This window comes from Phaeacidiphilus oryzae TH49, assembly GCF_000744815.1.
GTDB lineage: Bacteria > Actinomycetota > Actinomycetes > Streptomycetales > Streptomycetaceae > Phaeacidiphilus > Phaeacidiphilus oryzae.
In genome coordinates this window covers 537,757-563,587 of record NZ_JQMQ01000005.1, presented here as the reverse complement: position 1 = coordinate 563,587, position 25,831 = coordinate 537,757, and the positions used below count along the sequence as shown (strand labels likewise).

At 74.8% G+C, this 25,831-nt stretch carries 24 protein-coding genes; 7 read left to right on the top strand and 17 right to left on the bottom strand.

The window, feature by feature from the left end; translation table 11 throughout:
- Positions 1-71: 71 nt before the first annotated feature.
- Positions 72-1,079 carry an aminoglycoside phosphotransferase family protein gene (locus BS73_RS06845; RefSeq protein WP_235215330.1) on the top strand — a complete coding sequence of 336 codons (1,008 nt, stop codon included), beginning with the start codon at positions 72-74 and terminating at the stop codon, positions 1,077-1,079.
- Between the two features lie 18 nt (positions 1,080-1,097).
- On the opposite strand, the gene BS73_RS06840 is transcribed toward BS73_RS06845, so the two are convergent.
- Positions 1,098-1,853 (bottom strand): HAD family hydrolase, encoded by a 756-nt coding sequence (locus BS73_RS06840; RefSeq protein ID WP_037570449.1) that lies wholly within the window; start codon positions 1,851-1,853, stop codon positions 1,098-1,100.
- 624 nt (positions 1,854-2,477) lie between these two features.
- On the opposite strand from BS73_RS06840, the gene BS73_RS06835 reads away from it, so the two are divergent.
- From BS73_RS06835 to BS73_RS06825, 3 genes are read left to right on the top strand one after another with little or no spacing between them, the layout of a single operon-like run.
- A complete protein-coding gene (locus BS73_RS06835; RefSeq protein ID WP_084703852.1) occupies positions 2,478-3,701 on the top strand; it encodes a substrate-binding domain-containing protein in 1,224 nt (407 codons plus the stop codon).
- Between the two features lie 7 nt (positions 3,702-3,708).
- Positions 3,709-5,388 carry a sugar ABC transporter ATP-binding protein gene (locus tag BS73_RS06830; RefSeq protein WP_084703851.1) on the top strand — a complete coding sequence of 560 codons (1,680 nt, stop codon included), beginning with the start codon at positions 3,709-3,711 and terminating at the stop codon, positions 5,386-5,388.
- Positions 5,385-6,539: an ABC transporter permease gene (locus BS73_RS06825; protein ID WP_235215329.1), complete on the top strand. Its 1,155-nt coding sequence runs from the start codon at positions 5,385-5,387 to the stop codon at positions 6,537-6,539. The genes BS73_RS06830 and BS73_RS06825 overlap by 4 nt, the downstream gene beginning before the upstream one ends.
- A gap of 120 nt (positions 6,540-6,659) precedes the next feature.
- On the opposite strand, the gene BS73_RS06820 is transcribed toward BS73_RS06825, so the two are convergent.
- The 5 genes from BS73_RS06820 to BS73_RS06800 form a co-directional block, all read right to left on the bottom strand.
- Positions 6,660-7,028: a CU044_2847 family protein gene (locus tag BS73_RS06820; protein WP_051939603.1), complete on the bottom strand. Its 369-nt coding sequence runs from the start codon at positions 7,026-7,028 to the stop codon at positions 6,660-6,662.
- Positions 7,016-8,752, bottom strand: coding sequence for an SUMF1/EgtB/PvdO family nonheme iron enzyme (locus BS73_RS34440; RefSeq protein ID WP_051939601.1), 1,737 nt, complete (start codon positions 8,750-8,752; stop codon positions 7,016-7,018). The genes BS73_RS06820 and BS73_RS34440 overlap by 13 nt, the downstream gene beginning before the upstream one ends.
- Positions 8,753-8,795: 43 nt before the next feature.
- Complete coding sequence (locus tag BS73_RS06810) at positions 8,796-9,413, bottom strand: Ig domain-containing protein (RefSeq protein ID WP_037570446.1); 618 nt, start codon at positions 9,411-9,413, stop codon at positions 8,796-8,798.
- Positions 9,413-10,543, bottom strand: coding sequence for a hypothetical protein (locus tag BS73_RS06805; protein ID WP_037570445.1), 1,131 nt, complete (start codon positions 10,541-10,543; stop codon positions 9,413-9,415). The genes BS73_RS06810 and BS73_RS06805 overlap by 1 nt, the downstream gene beginning before the upstream one ends.
- A 166-nt stretch (positions 10,544-10,709) precedes the next feature.
- Complete coding sequence (locus tag BS73_RS06800) at positions 10,710-11,759, bottom strand: trypsin-like peptidase domain-containing protein (protein ID WP_037570444.1); 1,050 nt, start codon at positions 11,757-11,759, stop codon at positions 10,710-10,712.
- Between the two features lie 220 nt (positions 11,760-11,979).
- Between BS73_RS06800 and BS73_RS06795 the strand changes: the two genes are divergently transcribed.
- The gene (locus tag BS73_RS06795) at positions 11,980-13,404 is read left to right on the top strand and encodes an MFS transporter (RefSeq protein WP_051939599.1); all 1,425 of its coding nucleotides are present in this window, start codon (positions 11,980-11,982) and stop codon (positions 13,402-13,404) included.
- A gap of 65 nt (positions 13,405-13,469) precedes the next feature.
- On the opposite strand, the gene BS73_RS06790 is transcribed toward BS73_RS06795, so the two are convergent.
- From BS73_RS06790 to BS73_RS06760, 7 genes are all read right to left on the bottom strand, one after another.
- Complete coding sequence (locus BS73_RS06790; RefSeq protein ID WP_084703850.1) at positions 13,470-15,620, bottom strand: glycoside hydrolase family 31 protein; 2,151 nt, start codon at positions 15,618-15,620, stop codon at positions 13,470-13,472.
- Between the two features lie 176 nt (positions 15,621-15,796).
- Complete coding sequence (locus BS73_RS06785; protein ID WP_037570442.1) at positions 15,797-16,690, bottom strand: fructosamine kinase family protein; 894 nt, start codon at positions 16,688-16,690, stop codon at positions 15,797-15,799.
- Between the two features lie 5 nt (positions 16,691-16,695).
- Positions 16,696-17,196, bottom strand: coding sequence for a low molecular weight protein-tyrosine-phosphatase (locus BS73_RS06780; protein WP_037570439.1), 501 nt, complete (start codon positions 17,194-17,196; stop codon positions 16,696-16,698).
- A gap of 33 nt (positions 17,197-17,229) precedes the next feature.
- The gene (locus BS73_RS06775) at positions 17,230-17,865 is read right to left on the bottom strand and encodes an AAA family ATPase (protein ID WP_037570438.1); all 636 of its coding nucleotides are present in this window, start codon (positions 17,863-17,865) and stop codon (positions 17,230-17,232) included.
- Positions 17,866-17,895: 30 nt separating this feature from the next.
- A complete protein-coding gene (locus tag BS73_RS06770) occupies positions 17,896-18,159 on the bottom strand; it encodes a hypothetical protein (RefSeq protein ID WP_037570437.1) in 264 nt (87 codons plus the stop codon).
- Between the two features lie 45 nt (positions 18,160-18,204).
- A complete protein-coding gene (locus BS73_RS06765) occupies positions 18,205-19,539 on the bottom strand; it encodes a serpin family protein (protein WP_051939597.1) in 1,335 nt (444 codons plus the stop codon).
- Positions 19,540-19,627: 88 nt separating this feature from the next.
- On the bottom strand, positions 19,628-20,191 hold the full coding sequence (locus BS73_RS06760) for a DoxX family membrane protein (protein WP_235215328.1): 564 nt from the start codon (positions 20,189-20,191) through the stop codon (positions 19,628-19,630).
- A gap of 243 nt (positions 20,192-20,434) precedes the next feature.
- On the opposite strand from BS73_RS06760, the gene BS73_RS06755 reads away from it, so the two are divergent.
- Positions 20,435-21,355 (top strand): NADP-dependent oxidoreductase, encoded by a 921-nt coding sequence (locus BS73_RS06755; protein WP_037570436.1) that lies wholly within the window; start codon positions 20,435-20,437, stop codon positions 21,353-21,355.
- A gap of 170 nt (positions 21,356-21,525) precedes the next feature.
- Here the strand turns inward: BS73_RS06755 and BS73_RS06750 are convergent, their stop codons facing one another.
- Positions 21,526-21,801 (bottom strand): GlsB/YeaQ/YmgE family stress response membrane protein, encoded by a 276-nt coding sequence (locus BS73_RS06750; RefSeq protein ID WP_051939595.1) that lies wholly within the window; start codon positions 21,799-21,801, stop codon positions 21,526-21,528.
- A gap of 115 nt (positions 21,802-21,916) precedes the next feature.
- Between BS73_RS06750 and BS73_RS06745 the strand changes: the two genes are divergently transcribed.
- On the top strand, positions 21,917-22,471 hold the full coding sequence (locus BS73_RS06745) for an NUDIX hydrolase family protein (protein WP_407674970.1): 555 nt from the start codon (positions 21,917-21,919) through the stop codon (positions 22,469-22,471).
- A gap of 84 nt (positions 22,472-22,555) precedes the next feature.
- On the opposite strand, the gene BS73_RS06740 is transcribed toward BS73_RS06745, so the two are convergent.
- The 3 genes from BS73_RS06740 to BS73_RS06730 form a co-directional block, all read right to left on the bottom strand.
- Positions 22,556-23,377 (bottom strand): siderophore-interacting protein, encoded by an 822-nt coding sequence (locus BS73_RS06740; RefSeq protein WP_051939593.1) that lies wholly within the window; start codon positions 23,375-23,377, stop codon positions 22,556-22,558.
- Positions 23,378-23,467: 90 nt separating this feature from the next.
- A complete protein-coding gene (locus BS73_RS06735; RefSeq protein WP_322987244.1) occupies positions 23,468-25,099 on the bottom strand; it encodes an AMP-binding protein in 1,632 nt (543 codons plus the stop codon).
- Between the two features lie 158 nt (positions 25,100-25,257).
- Positions 25,258-25,818, bottom strand: coding sequence for a VOC family protein (locus BS73_RS06730; protein ID WP_051939592.1), 561 nt, complete (start codon positions 25,816-25,818; stop codon positions 25,258-25,260).
- Positions 25,819-25,831: the final 13 nt, after the last annotated feature.

The window sequence follows — 25,831 nt, the reverse complement described above, 5'->3', positions numbered from 1 at the left end:
GTCTCCATGCGCGAGGCGCGCGAGCGGGTCGAGTGCGGCGCCGTGGGGCGACTCGGCCGGGCGGTGCGGTCGTGACGGGCCTGGAGCCGGGCCGGGGCCCGGACGCCGGGCTCCTCGCGGTGGTGGAGCCGGCGGTCCGGGAGCGGTTCGCGGTCCGGTTCGGGGCGGCGGTGTCGGTCTGGTGCGAGGCACTGCCCGCTCTGGTGCGGGAGTTCGCGGAACGCTGGGAGCTCGACGTGGTGGCGGCGGGCGGCGGGGGCACCTCGCGGGTGTTCCGCTGCCGGAGAGCCGATGGCGGCGGGGTGGCGTGGTTGAAGCTCACCCCGGACCCGGCGGTCGCCCGGGAGGAGGCCGAGGCGCTGCGCCGCTGGGCGGGAACGCCGTCCGTGGTCGGCCTGCTGGCGGAGGACGCGGAGGCCGGGGCGCTGCTGCTGGACGGCGTGCAGCCCGGAGCCCCGCTGCGGGAGGCGGGCTGGGATCCGGCGGAAGTGGGCAGCCTGCTGCGTGAGTTGAGGAGCTGCTCGCCGGTGCCGGCGCCGGTGCCGGAGACGGGTACGGCGCCGGGGACGGAGGCGCGCTCGTCGCTGCGGCCGCTGGCCGACCGGGTGGAGTTCCTCTTCGGGCTGGCCGAGCGGAGGATGGCCGCGGACGGGACGGCGGAGGCGTTCGGGCGGGCCGGCGCGCGGGTGCTCGACCGGGCGCGGGCGGTGGCGGGCGAACTGGCCGGCGGCGGGTCGGCCGGACCGGTGGCGCTGGTCCACGGAGACCTCCACCCCGGCAACGTGCTGACCGGCCCCGGCGGCCGGCCGGTGGCCATCGATCCCCGGCCGTGCTGGGGGGACCCCGATTTCGACGCGGTGGACTGGGTGCTGGAGGGGGCGGAGGACCTCGCGGGTCTTGAACGGGCGATCGGGGCGCTTGCCGAGCTGGTTCCCGGGCTCTCCCCGGAGCGGGTGCTCGGTTGGTGCCGGGCGCTCGCCGTGTTCAACGCGCTGCCGCGGGTCCGCGCGCGACGGGAGGACGCCCACACCCGGTTCCTGGTCGGGCTGGCCGCCGGAGCCGCCGGAGCCGCCGGCTAGCCGTCGTCCAGCCGTGGTCTAGCCGGCGTCGCCGAGAGCCCTGAGGGCGGTCGGAAGTTCGGCGAGGCTGCGGATCACCTGGATGGCGGCGTTCCCCGCAGCCGCGTCGGCGCCCCCGTCCGGGCCGGCGCCCGATCGGTCGAGCCAGTACGCGTGGAGGCCGGCGTCGCGGGCGCCCACGGCGTCGAGGTCGTAGCGGTCGCCGACGTAGGCCACCTGGTGCGGGGGCAGGCCGAGGGCGGCGCAGCCGGCGTGGAAGATGCTCTCGGCGGGCTTGGCCGCGCCGTGTTCGGCCGAGCAGACCACCGTTCCGTCCGCGAAGTACCGCAGCAGGCCGGTGGCCCGCAGGTTGCCGAGCTGGTGGGCGGTGGAGGAGTTGGAGACCACGCCCAGGCGGTGGCCGGCGGTGAGGGCGCGGAGGGCGGGCTCGGCGTCGGGGAAGGCGCGCCAGGCGGCGTCGCGGAGGGCGGCGTAGCGGGCGAACCAGTCGAGGGCGTCCGCCTCCGGGACCTCCCGGCGGGCGGGGTCGGCCCGGGCGAGGAAGCGCCTGGTCCGGGTGGCCCGCTGGGCGGTGAAGGTGAGCTCGCCGGCGAGGAAGCGGGCGTACTCCTCGTCCATGATGCGGCGCCAGAGGGCGTACGCCTCGGCGGGATCGGCGAAGCGTTCGAGGAGGCCCTCCACGCGGAGGTGCTCGATCAGCCCGGCCCGGTCCGAGGCGGTGTAGTCGTGGAGGGTGTCGTCCAGATCGAAGAGGACGCCTCGGATGCGCGGCATGGCAGCACCTTTCCGGCAGCGGGCGGGCGCCTCTGCGCGCCCTACGGGCGCGATCCCGCTGAGCCAGGGACGAGGATTCCATGCGCCGGGTGACGGCTCCGGCCCGCCGGCCCGGCGCCCCCGCGCCGCCGCCCCGGCGCCCCCGCGCCGTCGGCCCGCCGCCCCCGCGCCGCCGCCCCCGGCGAGCTCCGCGTCAGGCGGCTGCCGGCGTGCGGGAGTTGGTGGCCTGCGGTGATGCCGGGTCGGAGAGCGGCGATGCCGAAAAGTGACCTGTCCGATGTCTTGACCCACTGCAATGTGAGCGCTAACAATTCACCATCGGAAACGCTGGCGAAACGCCGGCGTCCCCGTGCGGTGGCCGGTGCGCATCCTCGCCCTGCCGCCACGCGGCACCTCCGCAGCAAGTGAGTACCACCACCAGCGGCACCGAGTACCACTCCTGCACCACCCCAGAACTGCCAGTGCACCACAGGCGCACCGCACGCCCCACGCGTCCGGCGCGCGGTGGCGCGATGCCGTGCGGCCTTTGCGCACCGGCCTCGCGGCGCGCGAACTGTTAGCGATAACAAGAGAGTTCGGCGGTCCCGCCGACTCGGACGCTTCTCCTCCGAGAGGATCGCAACGATGCCTTCCCCGACCGGCTCCCACGGCCGCCGCCCCGGACCGTCCTCGTCCACCTCTGCCACCTTCTCCGCCTCCGCCCCCACATCGCGGCACCGCCGCACTCGCCGTGTCGCGCTTGTGGCCGCCGCTGTCGCCGTCGCGCTGAGCGCCGCGTCCTGCAGCAAGCAGGGGGCCGGCGCCGCCGTCAACGCGGGTGCCACCGCCGGCAGTTCCTCGTCTGCGGCGTCCGCCATCAAGGGCGACATCGCCTTCAACGACGCGAACCTCGCCAAGGTCGACGCTGCGCTGAAGAACGCACTCAAGGGCAAGGACCTGTCCAAGCTGAACCTCGACATGGTGGTCAATGTCGCCGTCGACTACTGGAACGCGGGCAAGGTCGGCTTCAACAAGGGCCTGAAGGACCTCGGGGTGAAGGGCCAGTACCTCGCCCCCGCCAACGGCCGCCTCGACCAGCAGCTCTCCCTCATCCAGACCATCCGCGGCCAGGGCGTCAGCGCCTTCGAGGTCTCCGCCATCGACCCGACCGCGATCAAGGCGCCGATCTCCTCCGCCAACGCGGCCGGCGTCCCGGTGCTCGCCATCGACTCCCCGCTGCCGCCGCAGGACGGCGCCGCGCTGTACCTGGGCACGCCCAACTACCAGGCCGGCTACAAGGCCGGCGAGGCGATGAAGGCCGCGCTCGGCGGCAAGGGCCAGGTGGTGGTCCTGGTCGGCTCGCTGACCACCTCCAACGCCGTGCAGCGGATCCAGGGCTTCCAGGACGCTCTGAAGGGCTCGCAGGTCAAGGTCGTCAACAAGCTCAGCGACAACATGGACTCGTCCAAGGCACTGTCGAACGCGGAGACCGCGATCCAGACCGACGCCAGTGTGAACGGCCTGTACGGGGTGTACTCGTACGACGGCCCGGCGGCGGCGACCGCCGTGCAGTCGGCCGGCAAGACCGGCGCGATCAAGGTGATCTCGGACGACACCGACAGCCAGACCCTGCAGTTCATCAAGTCCGGCGTGATCCAGGCGACCGTCGTCCAGGAGCCCTACCAGCAGGGCTACACCGGGGCGTGCCTGCTGGCCGCGCTCAAGGTGCTGGGCAAGCAGGCCACCCTGGACCTGGTGAAGCCGTACCTGGAGTCCGACGGCTCGACGCTGAGCTCCGGTGTCGGCGTGGTGACCGGGGACAACCTGGCGCAGTACCAGTCCAAGCAGTCCGCGCTCGGGATCGGGTGACCCACCGGTGGCCGACGAGAACGGTCCGAGGAACGACGGCGCGGTCGCCGTCTCGCTGCGCGGGATCAGCAAGAGCTACGGCCCGGTCAAGGTGCTCGACCTGCCCGAGCTGGAGCTGAGGCACGGTCAGATCGTCGGCGTGGTCGGGGAGAACGGGGCCGGGAAGTCCACCCTGATGGGTGTGCTGTCCGGCACCGTGACCCCCACCACCGGCGAGATCACCGTCTCCGGGCGGCGGCTCCACGCCGGACGGCCGGACCACGCCCAGCAGTTGGGGGTCGCCCTGGTCGCCCAGGAGTTCCCGCTCGTCGGCCGGATGAGCGTGGCGGAGAACCTGCTGCTGGGCCGGCGCCCGCAGCGGGAGGCGGCCGAGCAGCGGGAGGACGGTGCGGAAGCCCGGACCGGCGGTCTCCGCCGCTGGCTCTTCGACCGGGCCGGCACCCGCCGGGAGGCCAGGCGGCTGCTCGGGGACGTCGGGGTGACCGGGGTCGACGTGGACCGGCCGGTGGAGCGGCTCTCCGTGCCGCTGCGGCAGATGGTGGAGATCGCCAAGGCCTGGGGGCGCTCGCCGCTGGTGCTGATCCTGGACGAGCCGACCTCCTCGCTGGGGCCGGTGGAGGCCGAGCGGGTGCTCGCGCTCGCCCGGCGGCACGCCGCCGACGGCGGGGCGGTGCTCTTCATCGGGCACCGGCTGGACGAGGTGCAGGCGATCTCCGACCGGGTGCTGGTGCTGCGCAGCGGCCGTCTGGTGGCCGACCTGACGCCGGAGGAGGCGACCGAGGAGCGGCTGATCCGGGAGATGGTCGGCAGCGAACTGGCGGCGGTGGACATCAGCCCGCCGCCCTCGGTGGCGGAGGACGGGACCGACGGCGCCGTCCTCCAGGTGCGCGGGCTGACCGCGGACGGCCTCGGCCCGGTCGACCTGGACGTGCGGGCCGGCGAGATCGTCGGGGTGGCCGGACTGATGGGCTCGGGACGCAGCCGGCTGCTGCACACCGTCTTCGGGGCGCAGCCCCGCACGGGCGGCCGGATCCGGCTGGCCGGGCGGGAGTTCACGCCGGGGCATCCGGCGGAGGCGGTGGCGGCGGGGGTCGGTCTGGTGCCCGAGGACCGCAAGCTGCAGTCGCTGCTGCCGGACCATCCGGTGCGCTGGAACGCCACCCTGGCCACCCTGCGCCGGATCTCGCCGCGAGGGGTCCTGACCCCGCGGGCCGACCGGGCGCACGCCCGCCGGATCGTCGGCGACCTCGGCGTCCGCCTCCACTCGGCGGAGCAGCCGATCAGCGGACTGTCCGGGGGCAACCAGCAGAAGGTCGTCTTCGGCCGCTGGCTGGCCGCGCGACCGAGGCTGCTGCTCCTCGACGAGCCCACCCGGGGGGTGGACGTCGGCGCCAAGGCGGAGATCTACCGCCTGATCGACGAGGCGGCGAAGGACGGCCTCGCGGTGCTGGCGGCCTCCTCCGAGCTGGAGGAGCTGCTGTGGATCTGCCACCGGATCGTGGTGATGGCGGGCGGCCGGGTGGTCGCCGACATCCCGCGGGAGCGGTTCAGCAAGGAGCTGATCATGACCGCGGCGGCGGGCAGCGCGGTCCGCGCCGAGCAGGACGGACACGGGGACGGCAACGGGAACGGGTCCGGGCGCGCGCCCGAGCCCGGGTACGCGAAGAGCGGGAGGAACGGCGGATGAGCGCTCAGGGCAGGGGTGCCGAGGAACACCCCGGCACGCCCCAGGCCACGGCCACGCCCCAGGCCACGGCCACGGCGGAGGCCGCGGCTGACGGGGCGTCAGCCGGCATGGCGGACACCGGGGCCGGGTCGCCGGCCGGCGCCCCGGCCCGGGTCGCCGAGGACTCGGCCGGCCGGCCGGGCCGCTGGCGGCGGATCGTGGAGACGCCGGAGATCGGCGTGGTGGCCGCCTGCGTGGTGGTCTTCCTCGCGCTGACGCTGGCCAAGTCCTCCTTCGCCGGGGCGGTCAACCTCCAGGGGATGGGCGCGGACCTGGCGCAGTACGGGCTGATCGCGATCGGCGAGTCGCTGGTGATCCTCACCGGCGGGATCGACCTGTCGGTCGGCGCGCTGCTGGGCACCGCGGTGATCCTGATGTCCTGGTTCAACGTCCGGGCCGGGCTGCCCGCCGGGGTGGCGGTGCTGCTGACGCTGGCGATCTGCGGGGCGATCGGCTGGGTGCACGGAATGGCCGTGACCCGGCTGAAGATGGCCCCGTTCGTGGTGACCCTGGTGACCTACACGGTGGCCCAGGGCGTCACCCTGGCGATCACCCAGGGCACCTCGATCACCGGCATCTCGGGCTTCTTCAGCAACGTGGGCCAGACCTATCTGGCGCAGATCCCGGTGCCGCTGGTGCTCTTCGCCATCGTCGCCGTCGCCGCCTGGTTCTTCCTGGAGCGGACGTACGCGGGCCGGCAGGTGTACGCGGTGGGCGGCAATCCGGAGGCGGCCCGGCTGGCCGGCATCCGCGGCGACCGCCGGGTGGTGTCGATGTACGTGACCAGTTCGCTGCTGTCCGGCTTCGCCGCGATCATGGTGCTGGGCCGGATGGGCGTCGGCTCGGCGAGCGGCGTCGGCGTGGGCTGGGAGCTGTCCGCGATCGCGGCGGCGGTGATCGGCGGGGTGAGCCTGGTCGGCGGCCAGGGCCGGATCCTCGGCATCGTGGCCGGCGCGATCCTGCTGGAGCTGATCAACAACGGCCTGACGACCCTTCAGATCAACGCCGACTACACCAACATCGTCCTCGGCTGCGTCCTGGCGGTGGCGATCACCGCGGACCGGCTGCGAGCGAAGCGGGCCTCGGCCCGGGGCGCCTCCGGGCCGAGCTGACGGGGGGTACGGGCGCAGGGGCGTACAGGCGCACGGGCGTACGGCGGGCCGTCCCGACGGCGGCCCAGGAGGGGCCCCACGGCGGCCCGGCAGTGGCCGGGTCCGGGGCCGGGGCCGGTGTCAGTCCCCGTCCTCCGGACCGCCGCCGTCCCCGCCGTCCCCGCCGTCCGCCCGGCCGCTCCGCCACACCACGCTCACCTTGAGATGGCCCTCGACGCCGGTGCGGGCGATCACCGCCCCCGCATCGGCGTTGAGCCGCACCCCGAACTCGATGCGGACCTCGTCGGGGGCGTGCGGCAGCTCGCGGAAGCGGGCCAGCGCCTCCCCTGCGGCGTCCCGCACGCTGGACAGCGCCTTGCCGAAGGAGGCGGCCCCGGCGGACACCACCTGCTCGGCCCGGCCGGCCGGGACCATGCCGGCCTCGTCCTCCCGTGCCTCGACCAGGACGGTCCCGCCGTCCGCCAGTGCGAAGCGCATCAGATCGGCCATCGCCGGGCTCCCCTCTCATCGGTCTCCGCAGCGGACGCGGTCTCCGCGCTCGCCGACTCGTCGGCCAGCGGCACGAGGTCGTAGCGGGCGTCGGCCGCGCAGCGGAAGCCGATGTACCCGTCGGCCAGCGAGAGCGGACCCTCGCTCTGCATGGTGACCACCCCCTCGAGCTCGACCCGTGCGCTCCAACTCCCGCCGCGCAGGCCGCGGGTGTCCGGCCGGTTGCCCGCGGCCAGCCACTCGTGGACGTTGCCGGCCATGTCCCACACCCCCTCCGGCGACCGGCCCCCGGGGTGGGCGCGGACCGGGGTGGTGCCGGGGGAGGGGTAGTGGGTGCAGCGGCCGGGGTCCCAGTCGGAGCCCCACGGGTACATCCGGGCGTCGTCCGGCCCCCTGGCGGCGCGCTCCCACTCGGCCGCGGTCGGCAGCCGCTTGCCCGCCCACAGGGCGTAGCACAGCGCGTCCCGCCAGGTCACCCCGGTCACCGGATGGTCCGGCCGTTGCTCGGCGAGCCGCGCGAAGTCCTCCGGCAGCGGGTAGTTCACCGCCTCCGCGAACCTCGCGTACGCGGCGTAGGTCACCGGTGTCTCGTCCATGTCGAAGGCGAGCGAGTATGCCTGGTACCGGCCCTTGGGGGAGAGCGCCCGGACGTTCGCCTCGTCCGGCGGGTACTGGGCGTTGACCAGTGCCTCCCGGGCCTGCGCCGGGCTGAGCCCGCGGGTGAAGGGGCCGGCGGCGATCCGCACGGTGCCCTCCCGGGCGGGCCGGTCGCGCCGGCGGATCAGCCCCTTTCCGCAGAGCGGGCAGTGCGGATCGGCCGGCTGCTCGGCGCCGACCCGCCCGCATCCCGGGCAGTACGGGCGGTAGGTGTCGCGGAGCCGGGCCTCCGCGGTGTGCTCGGGAGCGAGCAGCCGGTCGGCCACCTCCTGGGCGGTGGGGCGCGGTTCGGGGTCCGGCGAGAGCATCGCGGTGAGGAGTTCCGCCGCCGTGTCGGTGACCTCCGGGCGGTCCAGCCGCAGCCGCACCAGGAACGGGTCGCCCTCACCGCCGGGGCCACCACCGGAGCCGCCGCCGAGGCCCGCGCCCGGCAGGCCGTCCGGGATCCGCCCGGTCAGGCACTGGTGGAGCAGCATGCCGAGCATGTGGACGTCGTCCCGCGGATCGTCCAGCGCCGGGTCCGCGGCGCGCTGCGGGGAGAGGTAGTCGACCCGCACGGTGAGCTCGGAGAGCTCGTGGAGCTCGCTCAGCCCCCAGTCGATCAGCCGGGCGCCGCCGTCCGAGTCGACCAGCAGGTTGCTGGGCTTGAGGTCGCGGTGCCGGATCCCGCGGGCGTGCGCCCCGGCGAGGGCGCGGGCGGCCTCCCCGCACAGCCGGGTCGCCTCGGAGAGCGCCAGCGGCCCGTCCCGCAGCAGGCCGGCCAGCGAGGGGCCGGCCACGTACTCCATGAACATCACCGGGCCCAGCCCGTCCAACTGCTCCAGGACGAGCAGCGGCCGGGCGGTGAACGGGACCTCGCGCAGCCGGGCGGCGGCGGTCCGGCACTCGGCGAGGAAGACCGCGCCGGCCCGGCCCCCGGTCCGCGCGTCCATGTCGTCGCGGACCCGTTTCACCGCCTGCCAGTCGTCGTTCTGGTCGCGCACCACGGCCACCTCGGAGAGGCCGCCCAGGCGCACCTCCTCGACCCGGTGCCCGGTGGACAGCCGCTGCCCCGTGGCGAAGCCCATCCGCGTCCCCCTTCCGGCCCCCGCCGCCCCCGGCGTCCGACCGCTAGCGCTTGGTCACCGTGTACGTACCCGGCGGCAGCCGCATCCACTTGATCCATCGGTACACCCCATACAGACCGCGCAGTGCCAGCAGGGACAGTAGCAGTGCCACCCACCAGCTGATCCCGGTGCCGTGGTGGGCCGGCGCCGCGCGCGGCCCGGTAGCCGCCGCCGGGGCGGCGGCCACCCGCAGGGCGAGCGTCCGGGTCGAGGAGGCGCCGGTGCCGTCGGCGACGGTGACCCGGAACGAGGTGCCGCCGGCCGCCGAGGGCGTTCCGGAGAGCACCCCCGAGCCGTCCAGCCGCAGCCCGGCCGGCAGTGGCCCGGCGGCGGTCCAGCGGTCGGTGCCGTCCCCGCCGGTGGCCGCGAGGGTCAGGGTGTACGACCGTCCGGCGGTGGCGTCCGGCAGCTGAGCCGTGGCCACCCGCAGCGGGGGCCGGGCGACCGCCCCGCTGCCGCTGTGCGCCGGCAGATGCGCGCTGACCACGCTGAGCAGCACGGCGACCAGCAGCAGTGCCGCGATGACGATCATCAGCAGGTCGATGAACCGGAGCTCCAGCGGGACGCTCTCGCCCTCTGCGCGCGCCCCGCTCCAGGGTGACGACCGTCCGAAGCTCTGCATCAGCGCCCCGCCCGCTGGTAGGGGCGGCCCGACGCCGGGCGGCGGGCGGCCGGGGTGCCCGGCAGCGGCTCCACCCGCAGCGGCTGCCGCCGCCAGGGGAGCCAGCGCGAGCGGGCCTTCTCCTCGCGGATCAGGTACGAGCGGTCGAGCGCCTTCTCCAGCTGCGCCAGCTGCCCGCTGATGGTCAGCAGCAGGGTCCGGACCTCCTGCCCGCTCCGGTCCTCAGCCCCGAAGCCGGTCGCGCCGCCGGGGTTCGGCCCGGTCGGGCCGGACCGCAGCCCGTCGCGGCCCTGTCCGGTGCGGCGGTTGACGGCGTCCAGCTGCCGCTTGAGCTCGCCGAGCGAGCTGGCGGCGATCCTGGCCCCGGCGTCCACCGAGGACAGCGCCTCCGAGGTGCCGGTGAGAGCGGACGGGGAGATCCGCGCGGCCCGGCTCTGCTCATGCGCGGCGGTACGCAACTCCTGTGCGGCGGAGCGGAGTTCACGGGCCGGATCGGTCCGCCCGGCGGACCTGCGGAGGTCCGCGAGCACGGCCTCGTCCCGGCGCAGCAGCACCCGCTGCTCGTGGGTGTGGGCGAACTGCAGCAGCACATGGCAGACCACGCTGCAGCCGAGGGCGAACAGGGTGACCCCGAAGGCCCCGGCGAGCGGCGGGATCACCCGCCCGACCAGCACCCGGGTGAGGGCGTCGTAGCCACCGGTGCCGCCGATCGCCTGCCCGAGCCCGCCGATCGCCCGGGACATCTCGCTGGCCGTGCCGATGAAGCCGAGCGCGGGCATCGCCCAGACCAGCGCCCGGACGGGGGCGTACGGGGTCTCGGCGCGGGCGGCCGTCAGGGCCGAGCAGGCCGCCGCCAGGTCCAGGCCGTCGCCGCTTCTGAAGAGCGGGGCCGGGGTCCGCTGCCGGGCGGTGCCGCGCAGCCGCAGGGCGATCAGCAGCAGCACCCACAGGGCGTCGCCGAGGATGACCGCGGCCAGCACCGCGGAGGCGGTGCTCTGCTCCACGAGCCGGCCGATGGCCGGGAGCGGGTCGACGGCGCCCGTGGCGACCAGCAGGCCGGCCGCGGCCGCGGCGGCCAGGCCGGTGGCGAGGAGTTGGGACCGGTAGCGCGGTTCGGCGCGGCTGCTCATGAGTAGACGTCCCCCGTCTCTTCCGAGTCTGCGGTTGTCACCGGTCGGGTCTGCGACCGGACGGGTCATACGGGCCGGCGGTGAACCGGATCGGCCCCGTCCTCTCACGGGGGAGGACGGGCCTGCCGAGTTCCGCGGTTGCACGGGCGGCGGATCGGACGGGGCCTCAACTCCGGCTCTCCGCTCCCGAACCGGCGTCCCGGGGCGCCGGCCGCCAGGTCGATTGGTCGTCGGCGAACTCCAGGGACCAGTACCGGTGCCGCCCGGTGCCGGCCGGCGAGCGGTCGGCGCGCAGCCACACCGCGTCCCCGTGCCACAGCTGCGTTCGCCCGTCGATCCGGTCCGGCCCGCCGCGCTGCCCGGAGCGGCGGAGGAAGGTGCCGACGGTGTCCGGGGCCGGCTCGACATGCCAGCGGCCGCGTACGCAGACCAGCAGGCAGTGGAAGCGGCTCACCACCCGCTCCCGGTCCGGCACGGCGATCGGCGGCCGGGCCCCGGCCGGGGTCTCCCGGCCGACCCACAACTCGCCCGTCCCGTCCGGCTGGTGGCTGAGCGGCACGACGCGGATCACCGTGCCGTCCGGCGCCCGCACGGTCAACCGGGTCGCGGGCAGCGGGGCCCGGGCGGGCGCTGGCCAGGCACCCGGCGGGGTGCCGACCGGGAGGGCGAAGCCGAGCGCGGTGGCCGGATCCCGCTCCACGGCGGCGACGATGCCGATCACCGCCTCCTGCTCCTCGTCCCACACCGGGGAGCCGCTGAAGCCCCGGGCGAGCCGGGCGCCCTGGCCGGTCCGCCCGTCCAGTTGGAGGAGGCCGCCGGCGGTCCGCCCGCTGACGGTGCCGCGGGCCCAGAGGCCGTCCGGGTATCCGGCCGGAAAGCCGTACACCCGGTAGCCGGCGCCGGCGCCGGAACCCGCGCCGGCGTCCGGATCGCCGAGCGGGGGCGGTGCCGCGCCGGGCGGGGTGGCGGACAGCGAGAGGACGGCGACGTCGCCGCGCCCCTCCGGGGTGAGCGGATGCCAGGAGGACACCTCGGCGGTGACCGGCGGTACCTCCGGCAGGAAGGGGAAGTCCACCAGCACCGGCACCGGCTCGGGGCCCACCACGTGCGCGCAGGTCACCACCGCGTCGGGGCGGTACAGCAGTCCTCCGCCGACCACCCGCCGGCCGTCGGGCCCGAGGATGCGCGCCTGGCAGCGGCGATCAACCTCGCTCATGGCCCGCACGGTACCGTGCGCGGCGGGCGGGGTGCGGGCGAACCGTTCCCCTGCCGGTGGTGAAGGTGTGAAGTCCGGGGGCGGCCCGGCCTACCCCTTGACAGGCCCTCCGTGATCTCTGGCACTCTGACGGCCCAGTGGTCCAGCCACTGGACCTGTTCGCTGAATTCCGTTGAACGATCTCGCCGAATCGAGACGACCGCGACGAAGGGGCCGCCCGATGACCATCGACGAACCAGCCGGAGACACAGGCCGCGGCGCCGGGGCCGGCACCGGCCCGGTCTCGGCCCCGGCCTCTGCGACCGCCACCGCCGCCGCTGCCACCGCTGCCGCCAACGCCGACGCCGACGGCAGCGGTCCCGATCCGGCCGACGGGCAGCGCCCCCGGCTGACCCGGGATCAGTCCCGGGCGTTCTGGGGCTCGTTCAGCGGCTGGGCGATGGACGGCTTCAACTGGACGATCTTCGGCCTGGTGCTCGCCCCGACCATGGCCGTGCTGCTGCCGCGCTCCGGAATCGCCGACACCCCCGCCGCGGTCGGCTGGTACGGCCAGATCAGCGCCGCGGTCTTCCTCCTCGGCTGGGGCTTCTCCTTCCTCTGGGGGCCGGTCGCGGACCGGTTCGGCCGCAGGCCCGCGATGATGGCCTCCATCCTGATGTACGGCGTCTTCACCGCCCTCGCCGGGATCTCCACCGACCTGTGGGAGTGGAACGCCTTCCGCTTCCTGGCGGCGGTCGGCGTCGGCGGCGAGTGGGCGATGGCCGGGACGCTGCTCGCCGAGGCGCTGCCGGAGCGCTCCCGCGAGCGGTTCTCCGGGCTGATGCACTCCGCCGCCTACCTCGGCGTGATCGTGGTCTCCGCGATCTACCTCCTCTTCGGCACCTCGCTGGGCTGGCGCGGGATGTTCGCGGTCGGGGCGATCCCGGCGATCGCGGTCTTCTTCCTCCGCCGGACCATGCCGGAGCCGGACAAGTGGGAGGAGAAGAGCGCGGAGGCCCGCAGGCGCTCGTTCTGGGAGCCGGCCAAGGAGGTCTTCTCACCCGGCTACCGCTCCCGCACCCTCGGCAACCTGGTGCTGCTGGTGGTCTGCGTGATCGGCCTGTGGGCCGGCTCGACCTACGTCCCCACCGCCGTCAGCAACCTGGCCACCCAGGGCGGTTGGACCAAGGGCGACATCGTCCGGCTGGCCGGCCTCTCCTCGATGACGGTGGCCGCCTTCACCGTCCTCGGCTGCTTCGCGGTGCCCCGGCTCGCCCAGCGCTGGGGCCGCCGATCCGCGCTGGCCTGCATGTTCGGCCTGATGATCGTCGGTACCGTGGGCGCCTACGGGATCGCGTACCCGATGCACTCGATCGCGGTCACCTTCTGCTTCCTGCCGCTGCTCGGGCTCGGCGGCGCCAGCTTCGCGGTCTTCACGCTGTGGCTGCCCGAGCAGTACCCGACCCGGATGCGGGCCACCGCCTTCGCCTTCACCACCACCTTCTCCCGCTGGGTGGCGGCGGCCGGCACCTTCCTGATCGGCTACGGCATCCACGCCACCGGTTCGCTCACCCTGCCGCTCACCCTCACCGCGGTCGTCTTCGCGGTCGGCATCCTGCTGGTCCGCCTGGCCCCGGAGACCCGCGGCGAGACCCTGCCGGACTGAACCCGCCGCCCGGCACGGCCGGGCGGCGGGCGGTGCTTCCCTCCGCTTCCCTCCGCCCCCGGCGCTCAGGGCCGGGTGGCGGCGGGGGCGAGCGCGGAGATCAGCGCGCCGGTGTCCGGGGTGCCGAGCCGGACGAAGAGCGGGGTCTGGTCCAGATCGGCGGAGAAGGACGGGAGGTCGGCCGGTCCGGTCAGCACCCGGTGGTGGACCGTGTCGTACCAGCGGCCCGGCGGGAGGTGGACGGCGCGGGTGGCCGAGTCCGCGAGGACCGGGGCGGCCAGCAGGTCGTCGCCGAGCAGCCACTCGTCGCTGACGGTGTAGCCGGCCTGGTCGCCCGGGAAGTCGAAGAAGAGCGGCTTCATGATCGGCTCACCGCTCCTCTCCGCCCGCGCCACCTGCTTCTGCACATACGGCGCCAGCCGCTCGTGGAGCTTGACCGCCGCCGTGTACAGCGCCACCGTCTGGCGGTCGTAGGACTGGCTCCCGTACGGGTTGCTGACCCCAAGCGGCGAGGTGGAGGAGTACATCAGCGGCATCGCCGAGGCCGCCTGCGCCCAGCGGACCAGGACGTCCTTGGTGGCGGGCGGCTGGCCGAGCGAGCCGCCGATCATGTCGGTCTCGATGAACGGGTAGCCGACGGTGGAGATCGCCAGGTTCTGCGCGACCGCCGAGCGGAGGTACGGCCAGCCGGTGCCCTTGTCCACCTGGCGGGTGACGAAGCCGTACTTCTGCGAGCCGGTCCAGTGGATCCGCACCCCCGCGCCCTGCTGGTCGAACTGCGAGGTGAGCTGTGCGCCCAGGGTGAGGTAGTCCAGCGCGGAGTAGCCGGGGTAGGCGGCGCAGGACTCGTCGAAGAACCGGGTGTCGAACTTGAACCCGTCGACGCCGTAGGTCTGCTGAAGGTTCGTCAACTGCCCGGTGTACCAGGCCCGGGCGGCCGGGTTGGCCAGGTCGACGATCCCGGCGGTGCCGTTCCACCAGCTCACCGAGCAGGGCTTGGACGGGTCGGACTTGGACCGCAGCAGATAGCCGTGCTGGGCGGCGTAGGCGTAGTCGTCCGCGTCGTTGTTGATCCACAGGGTCACCCACAGGCCGAACTTGTCGCCCAGCGCGTGGATCCGGTCGGAGAGGGTCTTCGGGCTGGGGAACTTGCTGTTGAAGGCGAAGTCCCCGTAGTGGGTCATCCAGCCGTCGTCCACCTGGATCGCCTGGGCCGGGACGCCGGCGTCGTGGAGGCCCTGGGCGTAGGAGAGGACGCCGTCCTCGGTGACCGAGGTGTAGAACTGCGCCCAGGTGTTCCACAGCGGCTGGGCGAACTCCTGCTTGGTGGCCCGGACCTGGGCGGGCGGGCCGGTGATGCCCAGGTAGTCCTGGTAGACGTCGCGGGCGGTGCGCTCGACGAAGACGGTGGCGTCCATCGCGGAGCTGCCGGTGAGGGCGTAGCCGAAGACGCCGGGGGTGAGCGAGTTCATCGAGACGTCCATGACGTCGTGGGTGTCGACCCACAGCCCGCTGCCGCGCTGGGTGAACCAGAACGGCTCGGTCATCAGGTACTCGGCCGGGGCCATCGAGGTGTCCCGGACGCTGCCGGTGTCCAGCGGCCAGGGCTGGTAGCTGTTCGGCGTCTCGCCCTGCCCGTACCAGTGGCCGGCGGAGGCGGTGGTGTAGTGGGCGGCGACCTGGGTCGCGGGCGCCGGCCCGGCGATCGACCAGGTGGTGCGGTAGCGGTCGGCGGCCGGGGTGATCCGGTAGTCGACGGTGTCGCCGGCGGCGGTGGTGGCGAGGGTCAGGTCCAACACGCCGTCGGCCCAGCGCGCCTGCCGCACGGCGGTGGCGGTGGCCCAGCCGGAGGCGGTGAGGAAGTCCGCCGGGCCGGAGGAGCCGGCCTGGCCGGCGGTGGTGGCCATGACGGTCGGCCCGGCGTCGCCGCCGCGCAGGGTGGTGATCCGGAACGGCGACCGGTCGATCCGGAGGGTGTAACCGGGGGCGCCGGAGGCCGCCGCGACGGTGAGGTCCAGGGAGGACCCGGCGTCCCGGAAGGTCGCGGAGGGCGCGGAGGGCGCGGAGGCTGCGGCGGCCGCTGCCGGCCCGGCCGCGGCCGCCGCCGGGCCGGGGGTGACGCCCGGCAGTACGGCCGCGGCGAGGAGCAGCAGCCCGGCCGCGGAGAGTCTGCGTCGGATGCGGAGGGTGTGGAGGGTACGAGGGACGCGGCGCATGCGGCGGTCCTTCCCTGGGGTCTCGAACGGTGCGGATGCGGTACCGGAGACGCTGGGGAGAACGGTAGAAGCTGTGAACGGCCGTGCGCAAGACTGCGTGTGACGGCGTGTCAGCGAGCAGTTCCGCGCACGGGGCCCTGGCGGGCTCAGCCCCGTCGGCCTCAGCCCCGTCGGCCTCAGCCCCGCGCGAGCGCCGTCCGCGCGGCCGCGACCGCCTGGCCGCCGTAACCCCCGCCGAAGAGGGCCGCGTGCACCAGGAGCGGGAAGAGCTGGTGCAGCGGCACCCGCTCCGCCCATCCGTCGGCCAGTGGCGTCTCCTCCTGATAGGCCGTCAGGATCCGGTCCAGCTGCGGGCAGCCGAAGAGGCGCAGCATGGCGAGGTCGGTCTCGCGGTGCCCGCCGTGCGCCGCCGGATCGATCAGCCGGGCGTCGCCGGAGGCCGCGCCGGCCCACAGGACGTTGCCGCTCCACAGGTCGCCGTGCAGCCGGGCCGGCGGCTCGGGCGGACCGGCCAGCCGGGGGAGGCGGGAGCAGACCTCCTCGATCGCGCCCGCCTCGGCCCCCGGCTCGATCGAGCCCCGGTCCACGGCCGTCCTGAGATAGGGGAGGAGGCGGTGCTCTGCGTACCAGGCGGGCCAGTCCCGGCCCTCGCGGTTGCGCATCGGCGCCCGGCCGATCCAGGCGTCCGCCGGGCCGCCGGGCGGCGGCGAGCCGAAGGCCGGGGCGCCGGCCGCATGGGTCCGGGCCAGCCGGCGGCCCAGCTCCTCGGCCTCGGCCGGACCGGCGGAGCCTTCCGGCACCGCCTCGATGACCAGCCACTCCTCGTCCGCGCCCAGGACGGCGGGGGTCGGGGCGCCGGCCTCGGCCAGCCAGCGCAGCCCGGCCGCCTCGGCGGGCACCGCCCGGGGCGCCTGCCCGCGCTTCACCACCGCGGCCCCGCCGTCCGCCAGCCGGACCCGGGTGAGGGCCGAGCCGCCGTCCCCGCCCGGCATCGGCCGGGGGTCCGACACGGCCCTTCCGGTCAGCCGCTCCGCGGCCGCCGCGGCCGCTCTGGTCCGGTCCTCTGGCATGGCGCTCACCCCTCCGGCTGCTCGCGCACCCAGTCCAGCAGGCCGGGCATCGCCGCCTCGATCATCTCCAGCATCTCCTGGAAGCCCTCGTCCCCGCCGTAGTAGGGGTCGGGCACGTCCAGCTCTCCGGCGGCCACCGCGCGCGGGTCGAAGGAGCGCAGCAGGCGGACCCGGGCGGCCGGATCGCCCTCCGCGCCGCTGCCGTACTCGCGGTGGAGCAGCCGGCGGAGCGCCGTCTCGTGGCCGGCGTCCATCGCCAGCAGCAGGTCCGCCTTGAGGTGGCGGGGCCCGACCTGCTCGGCGATGTGGCCGGTGGGGTAGCCGTGGCCGGCCAGGACCTCGGCGGCGCGCGGGTCGATCGGGTCCCCGACGTGCCAGGGGCCGATCCCGGCGCTGCTCACCTCCACCCCGTCGGCGAGCCCGGCCTCGGCCAGGCGCTCGCGGAGGACCAGTTCGGCGGAGGGCGAGCGGCAGATGTTCCCGCTGCAGACGAAGGTGATGTGCACGAAGGCCAGGCTAACCGGGGACGGGCGGCCGGGTCAGTCGAGGCGGATGTGGCGCAGGCCGGTCCAGGCGCGCCGGAGGGGGCCGCGGACCGGCCCGTCCCGGTCCGGGGAGATCGGCAGTCCGGCGGAGGCGGCGATCTTCTCGGCGACCTGGGCGACGCTCAGCCGGTCGGTGCGGATGTGCTCGGCGAAGCGCTCGTCCCGCAGCCGCTCCAGGCAGTCGTCCAGCCGGGCCACCGCGAAGCTCTCCCGCCGCAGCGGCGCGTCCCTTCCGCCGGCGATCCGCACCAGGTGCCCGAGGCCGCGTTCGCGCAGCCGCTTCAGCACCGTCTCCCGCTCGGCCAGCAGCGCGAAGTGCCGCACCTGGTGGCCCTCCGCGCGCAGGGCGCCGACGATCTCGTCGAAGTACTCCGCCCGCACCAGGGTCATCGGGGCGAGGACGGTCCGCTCCGGCTGCGCGGTGAGGACCCGCTCCAGCACCTGGCGGACGCCCTGCCGCCAGGCCGGCAGGTCCTGGAAGTCGCGGCGGAGCTCCCGCGGCGTCATCCGGTGGAGGCCGAAGCCGACGTGCTCCGGATCGCAGACGACGCTGCCGGGCAGCCGCCGGTGGAGCTCGTACGCGGTCTGCGTCTTGCCGCCGCCGAAGGGGCCGTTGATCCACACCAGCATCCGGCCGACCCTACGCCCTCCGCCGGCGGATCAGTCCTCGCTCTGCCGGATGATCTCCGCCCGGTGCCGCTCCCACTCCTCCTGGGTGATCTCGCCGGTCTGCCGCAGCCGGTCCAGCTCGTGGAGTTCGGCGCGGATCTCGCCGCCGGCGGTGTCCTCGTAGCCGTCGAGCTCGCGCAGCAGGCGGCGGATGTACTCGGAGCGGCGCCGGCCGCGCTCGCCCGCCTCGCCGGAGTCGTGGGAGCCGTGGGCGTCCTGCGGCTCGCCGGGGCCCGGGCCCTGGTTCTTGTCCATGCCCTCGAATCTTGGCCACCGGCCGCGGCCCCGCAAGCCGGCCGGTCAGTCCGAGGGGCTGCCGACCCACCCCGCGGAGAGCAGCAGCGGCGGGCCCTCCTCCGCCCCCTCCCCGCGCTCCGGGCGCAGCAGCGCGAGGAAGCCGAACGGCCGCTCGAACCGCACCGCCACCTGCCGTACCCGCTGCTCCGGCGGGGTCTGCAGCACCGCGGCGGCCCGCATCATCCCGATCGCGGTCACCGCCGCGGTGCGGAAACCGGTGGCGCTGAACTCGGCGGTCGCCGACTGGCCGGCGGACTGGACGGCGAGCGGGGTGTCGGTGCTCACCCCGGGGAACCGGTTCCGCCCCGAATCGGCGGCGGTGGCCAGGCCGAAGACCTCCGCGAGCCGGAGGAGGTCGTGGGTGGCCGAGACCTCGAAGGGGACCGTGCTCAGATCGAGGCGGGGGCGGGCCAGGCGGTCGGTGGTGGTGGTCGTGCCGACGGTCATCCCCGGGCCGGCGGTCTCCTCCGTCAGATCCTCGGCCCCGATCCGGCGGACGCCGGCCGCTCGGCCTCCGGCGGTCTCCAGCGCGGCGATCCCGGTGCGCAGCACCTGGGCCGGGGCGGCGTCCTCGGCTCCGAGCAGCAGATGGACGTCGAGGGTGCGCTCGCCGGCGATCCGGACCTCGGTGACGGGCGCGCCCGCGCCCGCGCTCGTGCCGGTGCCCGCGCCCGCGTCGGTGCCGGTGTCGAGGTCGGTGGAGTCGGGGACCAGCACGCCCACCGAGTCGTCGTCCAGGGCCGAGTCCCGGTGGAGTCCGGGGCGCTCGCGGCCGGACCACGGGCCGCTCCCGGGGCGCAGCGGGCGCTCGGTGAAGCGCTGCGCCCAGTCGTCCCGCGCGGTGAACGCGGAGGCGAGCACCAGCAGGGTGGTGGGGTCCAGCCGGACCGGCATGGCCGGGATCTGACCGTCCGTCCGGTCCCGCGCCCAGCCGTCCAGCCGGGCCTTGTCGGCCGCGCTGTCGCCGGTGAGCTCGCCGTGGGTGCCGGCGGGGAGGGCGGAGAGCCAGTCGGCGTCGAGGCCCACCGAGCCAGCGGTCCACAGGCCGAGGGCGGCGGACATGCCGTCCCGCTTCTCCAGCGCCTCGATCAGCACGCGGGCCGCCGAGGCCGCACGCCCGGCCGGCAGGCCGACGGCCTCCTCGAGCTCGGCGGCGACCTGCGGCTCGGCGCCGACGGCCAGCAGGCCGAGCAGCGGCCAGACGCCGACCGGGGCGAAGACCGTGCCGTCCTGGCCGCCCGGCGGGGTGTCCAGCCGCCCGGCCCAGGCGGCGCCGAGCCGGTTGACGGACCGGGCGGTCGTCGCGCCGCCGTGGACGTCCTGCGGGGTGTCCGGCATGGAACCCTCCCTCGCTGCCGCGGGTGCTCCCGAACCCCCATCGTGCCAGCCGGCGCCGACGACCGCGGCGGACGCGCGCGGCGGAGCCTCAGGCCTCGGTGGACTCCGCCTCCGGGACCTCCTCCTGCACGGGCTCGGGCGCCGCGGCGGCCGCCGCGGCCAGCGCGCGCCTGCGCCGCGAGACCACGGAGTACGCCGCGGCACCCGCCGCGACCAGCGCGAGGCGGCGCTGCCAGGGGCGGTCCAGCCGGTGGCCGATCGCCCGGTCCAGGGAGAACCGGCCCGGGCCGGCCAGCGCCAGCCCGGCCGCGCAGGCGCCCAGCACCGCCGGGTACTCGTAGCCGCCCTGCTGGGCGAAGAAGCCCTTGTCGGCGTGGACCGTGGCGGCGACCGCCATCGTGCCGGCCGCCGCCGCGCCGGCGGCCCCGGTGCCGAGCCCGGCCACCAGCAGCGCGCCCGCGCCCGCCTCGCCGAGGCCGGCGGCTATCGCATTGGTCCGGCCCGGCCGGAAGCCCATGGCGTGGAAGCCCTGGGCGGCGCCCTCCAGACCCGGCCCGCCGAACCAGCCGAGGAGCTTCTGCGTGCCGTGGGCGGTGAGCACACCTCCGACCCCGACCCGCAGTACCAGCATTCCAAGATCACGACCGGCCATTCGGGCGGCCTCCGTCCTCAGGTGTCCAGGTTGTCCAGATGGCCCAGCGGCCCGCCAACTCATGGGGGCGGGTCATCGGTTGACGCCATGATAGGAAGCCGATGATCGTTCGGGGCCGCCGGGGCCGCGGCCACCCGGGAGGCCGCCGCCGCGCGCCACGCCCGGCCGGGCGGCGGCGACTGCCCTAGCCTGGGCGGAGGCGGGTGAGAACCGTTCCCTCCGCTTCCGGAAAGGCTTCTGACGATGCGTGCAGTCAGCTATGACGCCTACGCGCCCGACAACTCCCGGCTGAGTTGCGGAGACCTCCCCGATCCCCGGGTCGGCCCCGGGCAGGTCCTGGTCCGGGTGCGGGCGGCCGGGGTCAACCCGGTCGACTGGAAGGTGATGGCGGGCGGCCTGGACGGGATGCTGCTCGGCGTCTTCCCGGTCATCCCCGGCTGGGACGTGGCCGGCGAGGTGGTCGGGGCCGGTCCGGACACCCCCGAGTTCTCCGTCGGCGACGAGGTGATGGCCTACGCCCGCAAGGACGTGGTGCGCGACGGCACCTTCGCCGAACTGGTCGCGGTCGCCGCCGTCCACTGCGCGCGCAAGCCGGCCGCGCTGGACTGGACGCAAGCGGGTGGGCTGCCACTGGCCGGGATGACCGCGCTGCGCTGCCTGGACCGGCTGGCGGTCGGCGAGCGGGACGTGCTGCTGATCCACGGCGCCTCGGGCGGGGTGGGCGGCTTCGCCGTGCAGATCGCCCGGGAGCGCGGGGTCCGGATCATCGGCACCTGCTCCGAGCGCAACCTCGAGTACGTGCAGGGCCTCGGCGCCGAACCGGTCGTCTACGGCGACGGGTTGGCGGACCGGGTACGGGAGATGATCCCGGACGGGGTGACCGCGGTGGCCGACTTCGCCGGCGGTCAGCTGGAGACCACGCTGGCGGTGCTGGCCAAGGGCGGGCGGCACGTCTCGGTCGCGGATCCGTCGGTGGAGGAGCACGGCGGCGCCTGGGTGTGGGTCCGGCCGGACGGCGCCAAGCTGGCCGAACTCGCCGACCTGGCCGAGCGCGGGGCGCTGACCGTGGAGGTGGCGGAGACCTTCCCGCTGGAGCGGGTCGGCGAGGCCTTCGACGCCAGCCGCTCCTCGCACACCCGCGGAAAACTGGTGGTCACGCCCTGAACCGCGGCCGGTCGCCGGGGGGCCGTCGGCTCAGGACCCCCGGCCGGCTTCCCCTTCCGGCCGGGGGTCTCGTGGATTGGAGGGAGCAGCGGGCGAATCGGTTCCCTCGCGCTCCGCGGCGCTCCGGGATTCGCCCGATCCCCGGGAGCACGGGCGGGGCTGAGGCCGCGTCATGCGCGGCCGCGGCTCCCGCTGCGCGCGATCCGCGCGATGATCAGGATGATCAGCGAGCCGACGACGGATCCGATGAACCCACTGGTGTGGAAGGTGTGGGTCCAGTGGTGGTAGAAGATCTCGTCGCTGATGAAGCCGCCGACCAGCGAGCCGGCGACACCGACGATCAGGGTGCCGAAGAGGCTGAACGGGTCCTTGCCCGGAAGCAGGAACCGGGCGAGCGCGCCGGCCAGGAAGCCGACGATCAGCAGGTACACGATGTGCATGGCCATACCGCCTTCCTGCCCCGGCGTGGGCGGCGCATCCCCCCGGCAGCGCTGAACTCCGGGAAACGGCCGATTTCAGCGCGCTGAGCGCCGGGGCCGCCGATCAACGTACGATCAGCGAATGGCTGACATGGCTGACACCACCGACGCCACCGGGACCTCTCCCGGCTGGCTGAGCGCCGGCGATCTGGAGATCGCCCGCGCGCAGATGCCCATTCTCTACGTGGACGCCGTCCCGGTCCGGGTCGACGACAGCGGAGAGGTCACCGCCGTCGGGCTGCTGCTGCGGATCGGGCCGGACGGCACCGTCAGCCGCACCCTGGTCTCCGGGCGGGTCCTCTACCACGAGCGGGTGCGGGACGCGCTGCTGCGGCACCTGGAGAAGGACCTCGGTCCGGTGGCCCTCCCCAAGGTGCCGCCCTCCCTGCAGCCGTTCACGATCGCGGAGTACTTCCCCACGCCGGGCGTCACCCCCTTCCACGACCCGCGGCAGCACGCCGTGTCGCTGGCCTATGTGGTGCCGGTGACGGGGGACTGCCGGCCCCGGCAGGACGCCCTCGACCTGGTGTGGCTCACCCCGCAGGAGGCCGCCTCCGGCTCCGTGCAGAGCGAGATGCCGGGCGGGCAGGGCGTCCTGCTGCGCCAGGCGCTGGCCCACGTGGGCTGCCTGCCGTAACCGCGCCTGCCGTAACCGCGCCCGCCGTAACCGCGCCCGCCGTGGCCGCGCCTGCCGTGACCGCCCGGCGCGGCCGCGGCGGCGTCAGTCCGCCGATTCGGCCGCCGCCTCCTGCTGCTTCCAGCGGCGGAAGGACTCCTCGGTGTCCCCCCTCCGCCAGTAGCCGGAGATGGAGAGGAGTCCGCGGTCGAGGCCGCGGTCCTTGAGGAGGTGCGGGCGCAGCCCCTTCATCACGGCGGTCGCCTCGCCGTGGACGAAGGCCTGCACCCGGCCCGCCGGGAAGTCGAGTGCGCGCACCGCCGCCTCCAGCGCCTCGCCCGGTGCCTGGCCGTGACTCCGGTGGAGGTAGACCAGATCGAGGTCGGCCGGGGAGTCGAGCTTCTGCTCCTCCTCCGGTCCGGCCACCTCGACCAGCGCGACCGCCCTGGTCCCCGGGGCCATCCGCTCCAGCGCGGAGCCGATGGCCGGCAGCGCGCTCTCGTCGCCCGCCAGCAGATGCCAGTCGGCCTCCGGGCGGGGGAGCGGGGAGTACTTCCCGCCGGGACCGGAGAGCAGCAGCTCGTCCCCGGGCCGGGCGGCGGCCGCCCACGGCCCGGCCGTTCCCTCGGCGCCGTGGTGGACGAAGTCGATGGTGAGCTCGCCGGCCTCGGCGTCGTACCGGCGGACGGTGTAGGTGCGGACCACCTCGCCGCCGCCTTCGGCCTCCGGCTGCGGGAAGGCCAGCTTGACGTAGTGGTCCGCGTGTCCGTTGTCGGTGAAGGCCGCGATGTCCCCGCGGCCGAGGACGATCCGCACCATGTGCGGGGTGATCAGCGAGGTGCGCAGCACCTCGAGGCGCAGTCGGGGGCGCCCGCGCCCGCCGCCGCGCCCGCCGCCCTGTCGCACCGGCTCAGGCTCCTTCGCCATGGCTGCCCCTGCCCCTTCGTCGGCCATTTGGTTAGGCAAGCCTAACAAGGGTTTCTGTGCAGGGACGGCCAGGCCCGGCCGGGGACGGCGTCACCCCTCCCCGTAGCGCTCCCGCAGCTCGACCTTCCGGACCTTCCCGCTGACCGTCATCGGGAAGTCGCCGACGATCTCCAGCCGCCGCGGGATCTTGAAGTGCGCCAGCCGGCCCCGGCAGAACGCGGCCAGCTCCTCCAGGGAGGGCGGGTCGGCCGGATCGCGCGGGATCACGCAGGCCAGGATCTCCTCCCCGTAGTGGGGATCCGGAATCCCGACCACCTGGACGTCGGCGATCTTGGGATGGGTGTAGAGGAACTCCTCGATCTCGCGCGGGTAGATGTTCTCGCCGCCGCGGATCACCATGTCCTTGATCCGGCCGGTGATCTCGATGTAGCCGTCGTCGCGCATCACCGCGAGGTCGCCGGTGTGCATCCAGCGGGCCGCGTCCACCACCTCGGCCGTCCGCTCGGGATCGTTCCAGTAGCCGAGCATCACCGAGTAGCCCCGGGTGCAGAGTTCGCCCGGCTCGCCGCGCGGGACGGTGGCGCCGCTCGCCGTGTCGACCAGCTTCACCTCCAGGTGCGGCAGCACCCGGCCGACCGTGCCGGTGCGCCGCTCGATGTCGTCGCCGCGGCGGGTCTGGGTGGAGACCGGCGAGGTCTCCGTCATCCCGTAGCAGATCGCCACCTCGGCCATGTGCATCTCCGCCATCACCCGCCGCATCACCTCGGCTGGGCAGGGCGAGCCGGCCATGATCCCGGTGCGGAGGGTGCCGAGGTCGAACTTGCCGAAGCCGGGCAGGCCGAGTTCGGCGATGAACATCGTCGGCACTCCGTAGAGCGAGGTGCAGCGCTCCTCCTCCACCGCCCGCAGGGTGGCCTCCGGCTCGAAGGAGGGCGCGGGGATGACGATGCAGGACCCGTGGGAGGTGGCGGCGAGGTTGACCATCACCATGCCGAAGCAGTGGTAGAAAGGCACCGGTGCGCAGATCCGGTCCTGGTCCGTGTAGGCCAGCAACTCGCCGACGAAGAAGCCGTTGTTGAGGATGTTGTGGTGGGAGAGGGTGGCGCCCTTCGGGAATCCGGTGGTGCCCGAGGTGTACTGGATGTTGATCGGGTCGTCGCAGCCGAGCTCCTCCTCCGCGGCGAGCAGCTCCTCCTCGGTGACCTCGGCGCCGGCCTCCAGCAGCGCGTTCCAGGAGTCCTCGCCGATGTGCACGACGTCCAGCAGCTCCGGGCACTCCGGCCGCACCTGACGGGCCATCACCCGGTAGTCGCTGGACTTGTGGACGGTCGAGGCGATCAGCAGGGAGACCCCGGACTGCCTCAGCGCGTAGGCGAGTTCATGGGTGCGGTAGGCCGGGTTGACGTTCACCAGGATCGCGCCGATCCGCGCCGTCGCGTACTGCGCCAGCACCCATTCCGGGCAGTTCACCGCCCAGATCCCGACCCGGTCGCCGCGGGCGACGCCCCGGGCCAGCAGGCCCCGGGCGACCACGGCCACGTCCCGGGCGAACTCCCGGTAGGTCCACCGCCGCCCGCTCGGCAGGTCCACCAGCGCCTCCCGGTCCGGGAAGCGGGCGACCGTCCGCGCCAGATTGCGCCCGATGGTGTCCCCCAGCAGCGGAACCCCCGCCACCCCGCTCGTGTACGAGAGCTCCGTCTCCAGCTGCGTGCCTTCCCCCACGGGGACCGCCCTCCCGTTGACGTCCGCTGCCGTCCGGACGGGCCCGCCCGGCTTCAGCGCCATCCTGAGGCCTCCGCCCCCGCCGGGGGAAGAGCCCCCGCCGGCCGGGCCCACCGGCAGGACTTCGCCCCGGGGGCGCTCCCGGCGGGCCGCGCTGTTCAGCGGTAGTGGTTGTTGCTGCTGTGGTCGCCCGCCAGCCAGGCGCGGAGCTCCTCGTGGGCGGTGGCCCGGCGCTGGGCGTCGGTCCTCTCGATGCCGGGGGCGTCGGCGGTGAACTCCAGCAGCAGGCCGTTGGGGTCCGCGGTGTAGAGGGAGCGGCAGTAGCCGTGCTCCAGGACGTAGGTCTCCTCGGGCTTCCAGCCGGCCTTCTCCAGCCGCTGCGCGATGGCCTCCTGCACCTGGTCGCTCACCTTCAGCGCGATGTGCCGGAAGGGGGACGGGGTGAGCGCCGGGCCGAAGCGCTCCTGGTCCGCCGGGTCGGCGAACTGGAAGAACGCCAGCGCGCTGCCGTCGCCGAGGCCGAAGAAGGTGTGGCAGTAGGTGCGCACCGCCCCGAAGAGCTCGTCCTGCTCCTTCCAGGTCGCGATCAGCGGCAGGCCTATCAGGTCCTCGTAGAAGGCGCGGGTGGCCTCCTGGTCCTCGGTGAGGTACGCGTTGTGGTGGAGCCGGCTCGGCAGGTCGGCGGCGGTCGCCGCCGCGGCCGCGGTGGAATCCGACACGGGGTCATCTCCC

What these genes read in the sequence shown, in the direction of transcription:
- BS73_RS06840 (WP_037570449.1), bottom strand. Translation starts at nt 1,853, where the DNA reads ATGCCGCGCATCCGAGGCGTCCTCTTCGATCTGGACGACACCCTCCAC.
- BS73_RS06835 (WP_084703852.1), top strand. Translation starts at nt 2,478, where the DNA reads ATGCCTTCCCCGACCGGCTCCCACGGCCGCCGCCCCGGACCGTCCTCG.
- BS73_RS06825 (WP_235215329.1), top strand. Translation starts at nt 5,385, where the DNA reads ATGAGCGCTCAGGGCAGGGGTGCCGAGGAACACCCCGGCACGCCCCAG.
- BS73_RS06820 (WP_051939603.1), bottom strand. Translation starts at nt 7,028, where the DNA reads ATGGCCGATCTGATGCGCTTCGCACTGGCGGACGGCGGGACCGTCCTG.
- BS73_RS34440 (WP_051939601.1), bottom strand. Translation starts at nt 8,752, where the DNA reads ATGGGCTTCGCCACGGGGCAGCGGCTGTCCACCGGGCACCGGGTCGAG.
- BS73_RS06810 (WP_037570446.1), bottom strand. Translation starts at nt 9,413, where the DNA reads ATGCAGAGCTTCGGACGGTCGTCACCCTGGAGCGGGGCGCGCGCAGAG.
- BS73_RS06805 (WP_037570445.1), bottom strand. Translation starts at nt 10,543, where the DNA reads ATGAGCAGCCGCGCCGAACCGCGCTACCGGTCCCAACTCCTCGCCACC.
- BS73_RS06800 (WP_037570444.1), bottom strand. Translation starts at nt 11,759, where the DNA reads ATGAGCGAGGTTGATCGCCGCTGCCAGGCGCGCATCCTCGGGCCCGAC.
- BS73_RS06795 (WP_051939599.1), top strand. Translation starts at nt 11,980, where the DNA reads ATGACCATCGACGAACCAGCCGGAGACACAGGCCGCGGCGCCGGGGCC.
- BS73_RS06790 (WP_084703850.1), bottom strand. Translation starts at nt 15,620, where the DNA reads ATGCGCCGCGTCCCTCGTACCCTCCACACCCTCCGCATCCGACGCAGA.
- BS73_RS06785 (WP_037570442.1), bottom strand. Translation starts at nt 16,690, where the DNA reads ATGCCAGAGGACCGGACCAGAGCGGCCGCGGCGGCCGCGGAGCGGCTG.
- BS73_RS06775 (WP_037570438.1), bottom strand. Translation starts at nt 17,865, where the DNA reads ATGCTGGTGTGGATCAACGGCCCCTTCGGCGGCGGCAAGACGCAGACC.
- BS73_RS06770 (WP_037570437.1), bottom strand. Translation starts at nt 18,159, where the DNA reads ATGGACAAGAACCAGGGCCCGGGCCCCGGCGAGCCGCAGGACGCCCAC.
- BS73_RS06765 (WP_051939597.1), bottom strand. Translation starts at nt 19,539, where the DNA reads ATGCCGGACACCCCGCAGGACGTCCACGGCGGCGCGACGACCGCCCGG.
- BS73_RS06760 (WP_235215328.1), bottom strand. Translation starts at nt 20,191, where the DNA reads ATGGCCGGTCGTGATCTTGGAATGCTGGTACTGCGGGTCGGGGTCGGA.
- BS73_RS06755 (WP_037570436.1), top strand. Translation starts at nt 20,435, where the DNA reads ATGCGTGCAGTCAGCTATGACGCCTACGCGCCCGACAACTCCCGGCTG.
- BS73_RS06750 (WP_051939595.1), bottom strand. Translation starts at nt 21,801, where the DNA reads ATGGCCATGCACATCGTGTACCTGCTGATCGTCGGCTTCCTGGCCGGC.
- BS73_RS06745 (WP_407674970.1), top strand. Translation starts at nt 21,917, where the DNA reads ATGGCTGACATGGCTGACACCACCGACGCCACCGGGACCTCTCCCGGC.
- BS73_RS06740 (WP_051939593.1), bottom strand. Translation starts at nt 23,377, where the DNA reads ATGGCGAAGGAGCCTGAGCCGGTGCGACAGGGCGGCGGGCGCGGCGGC.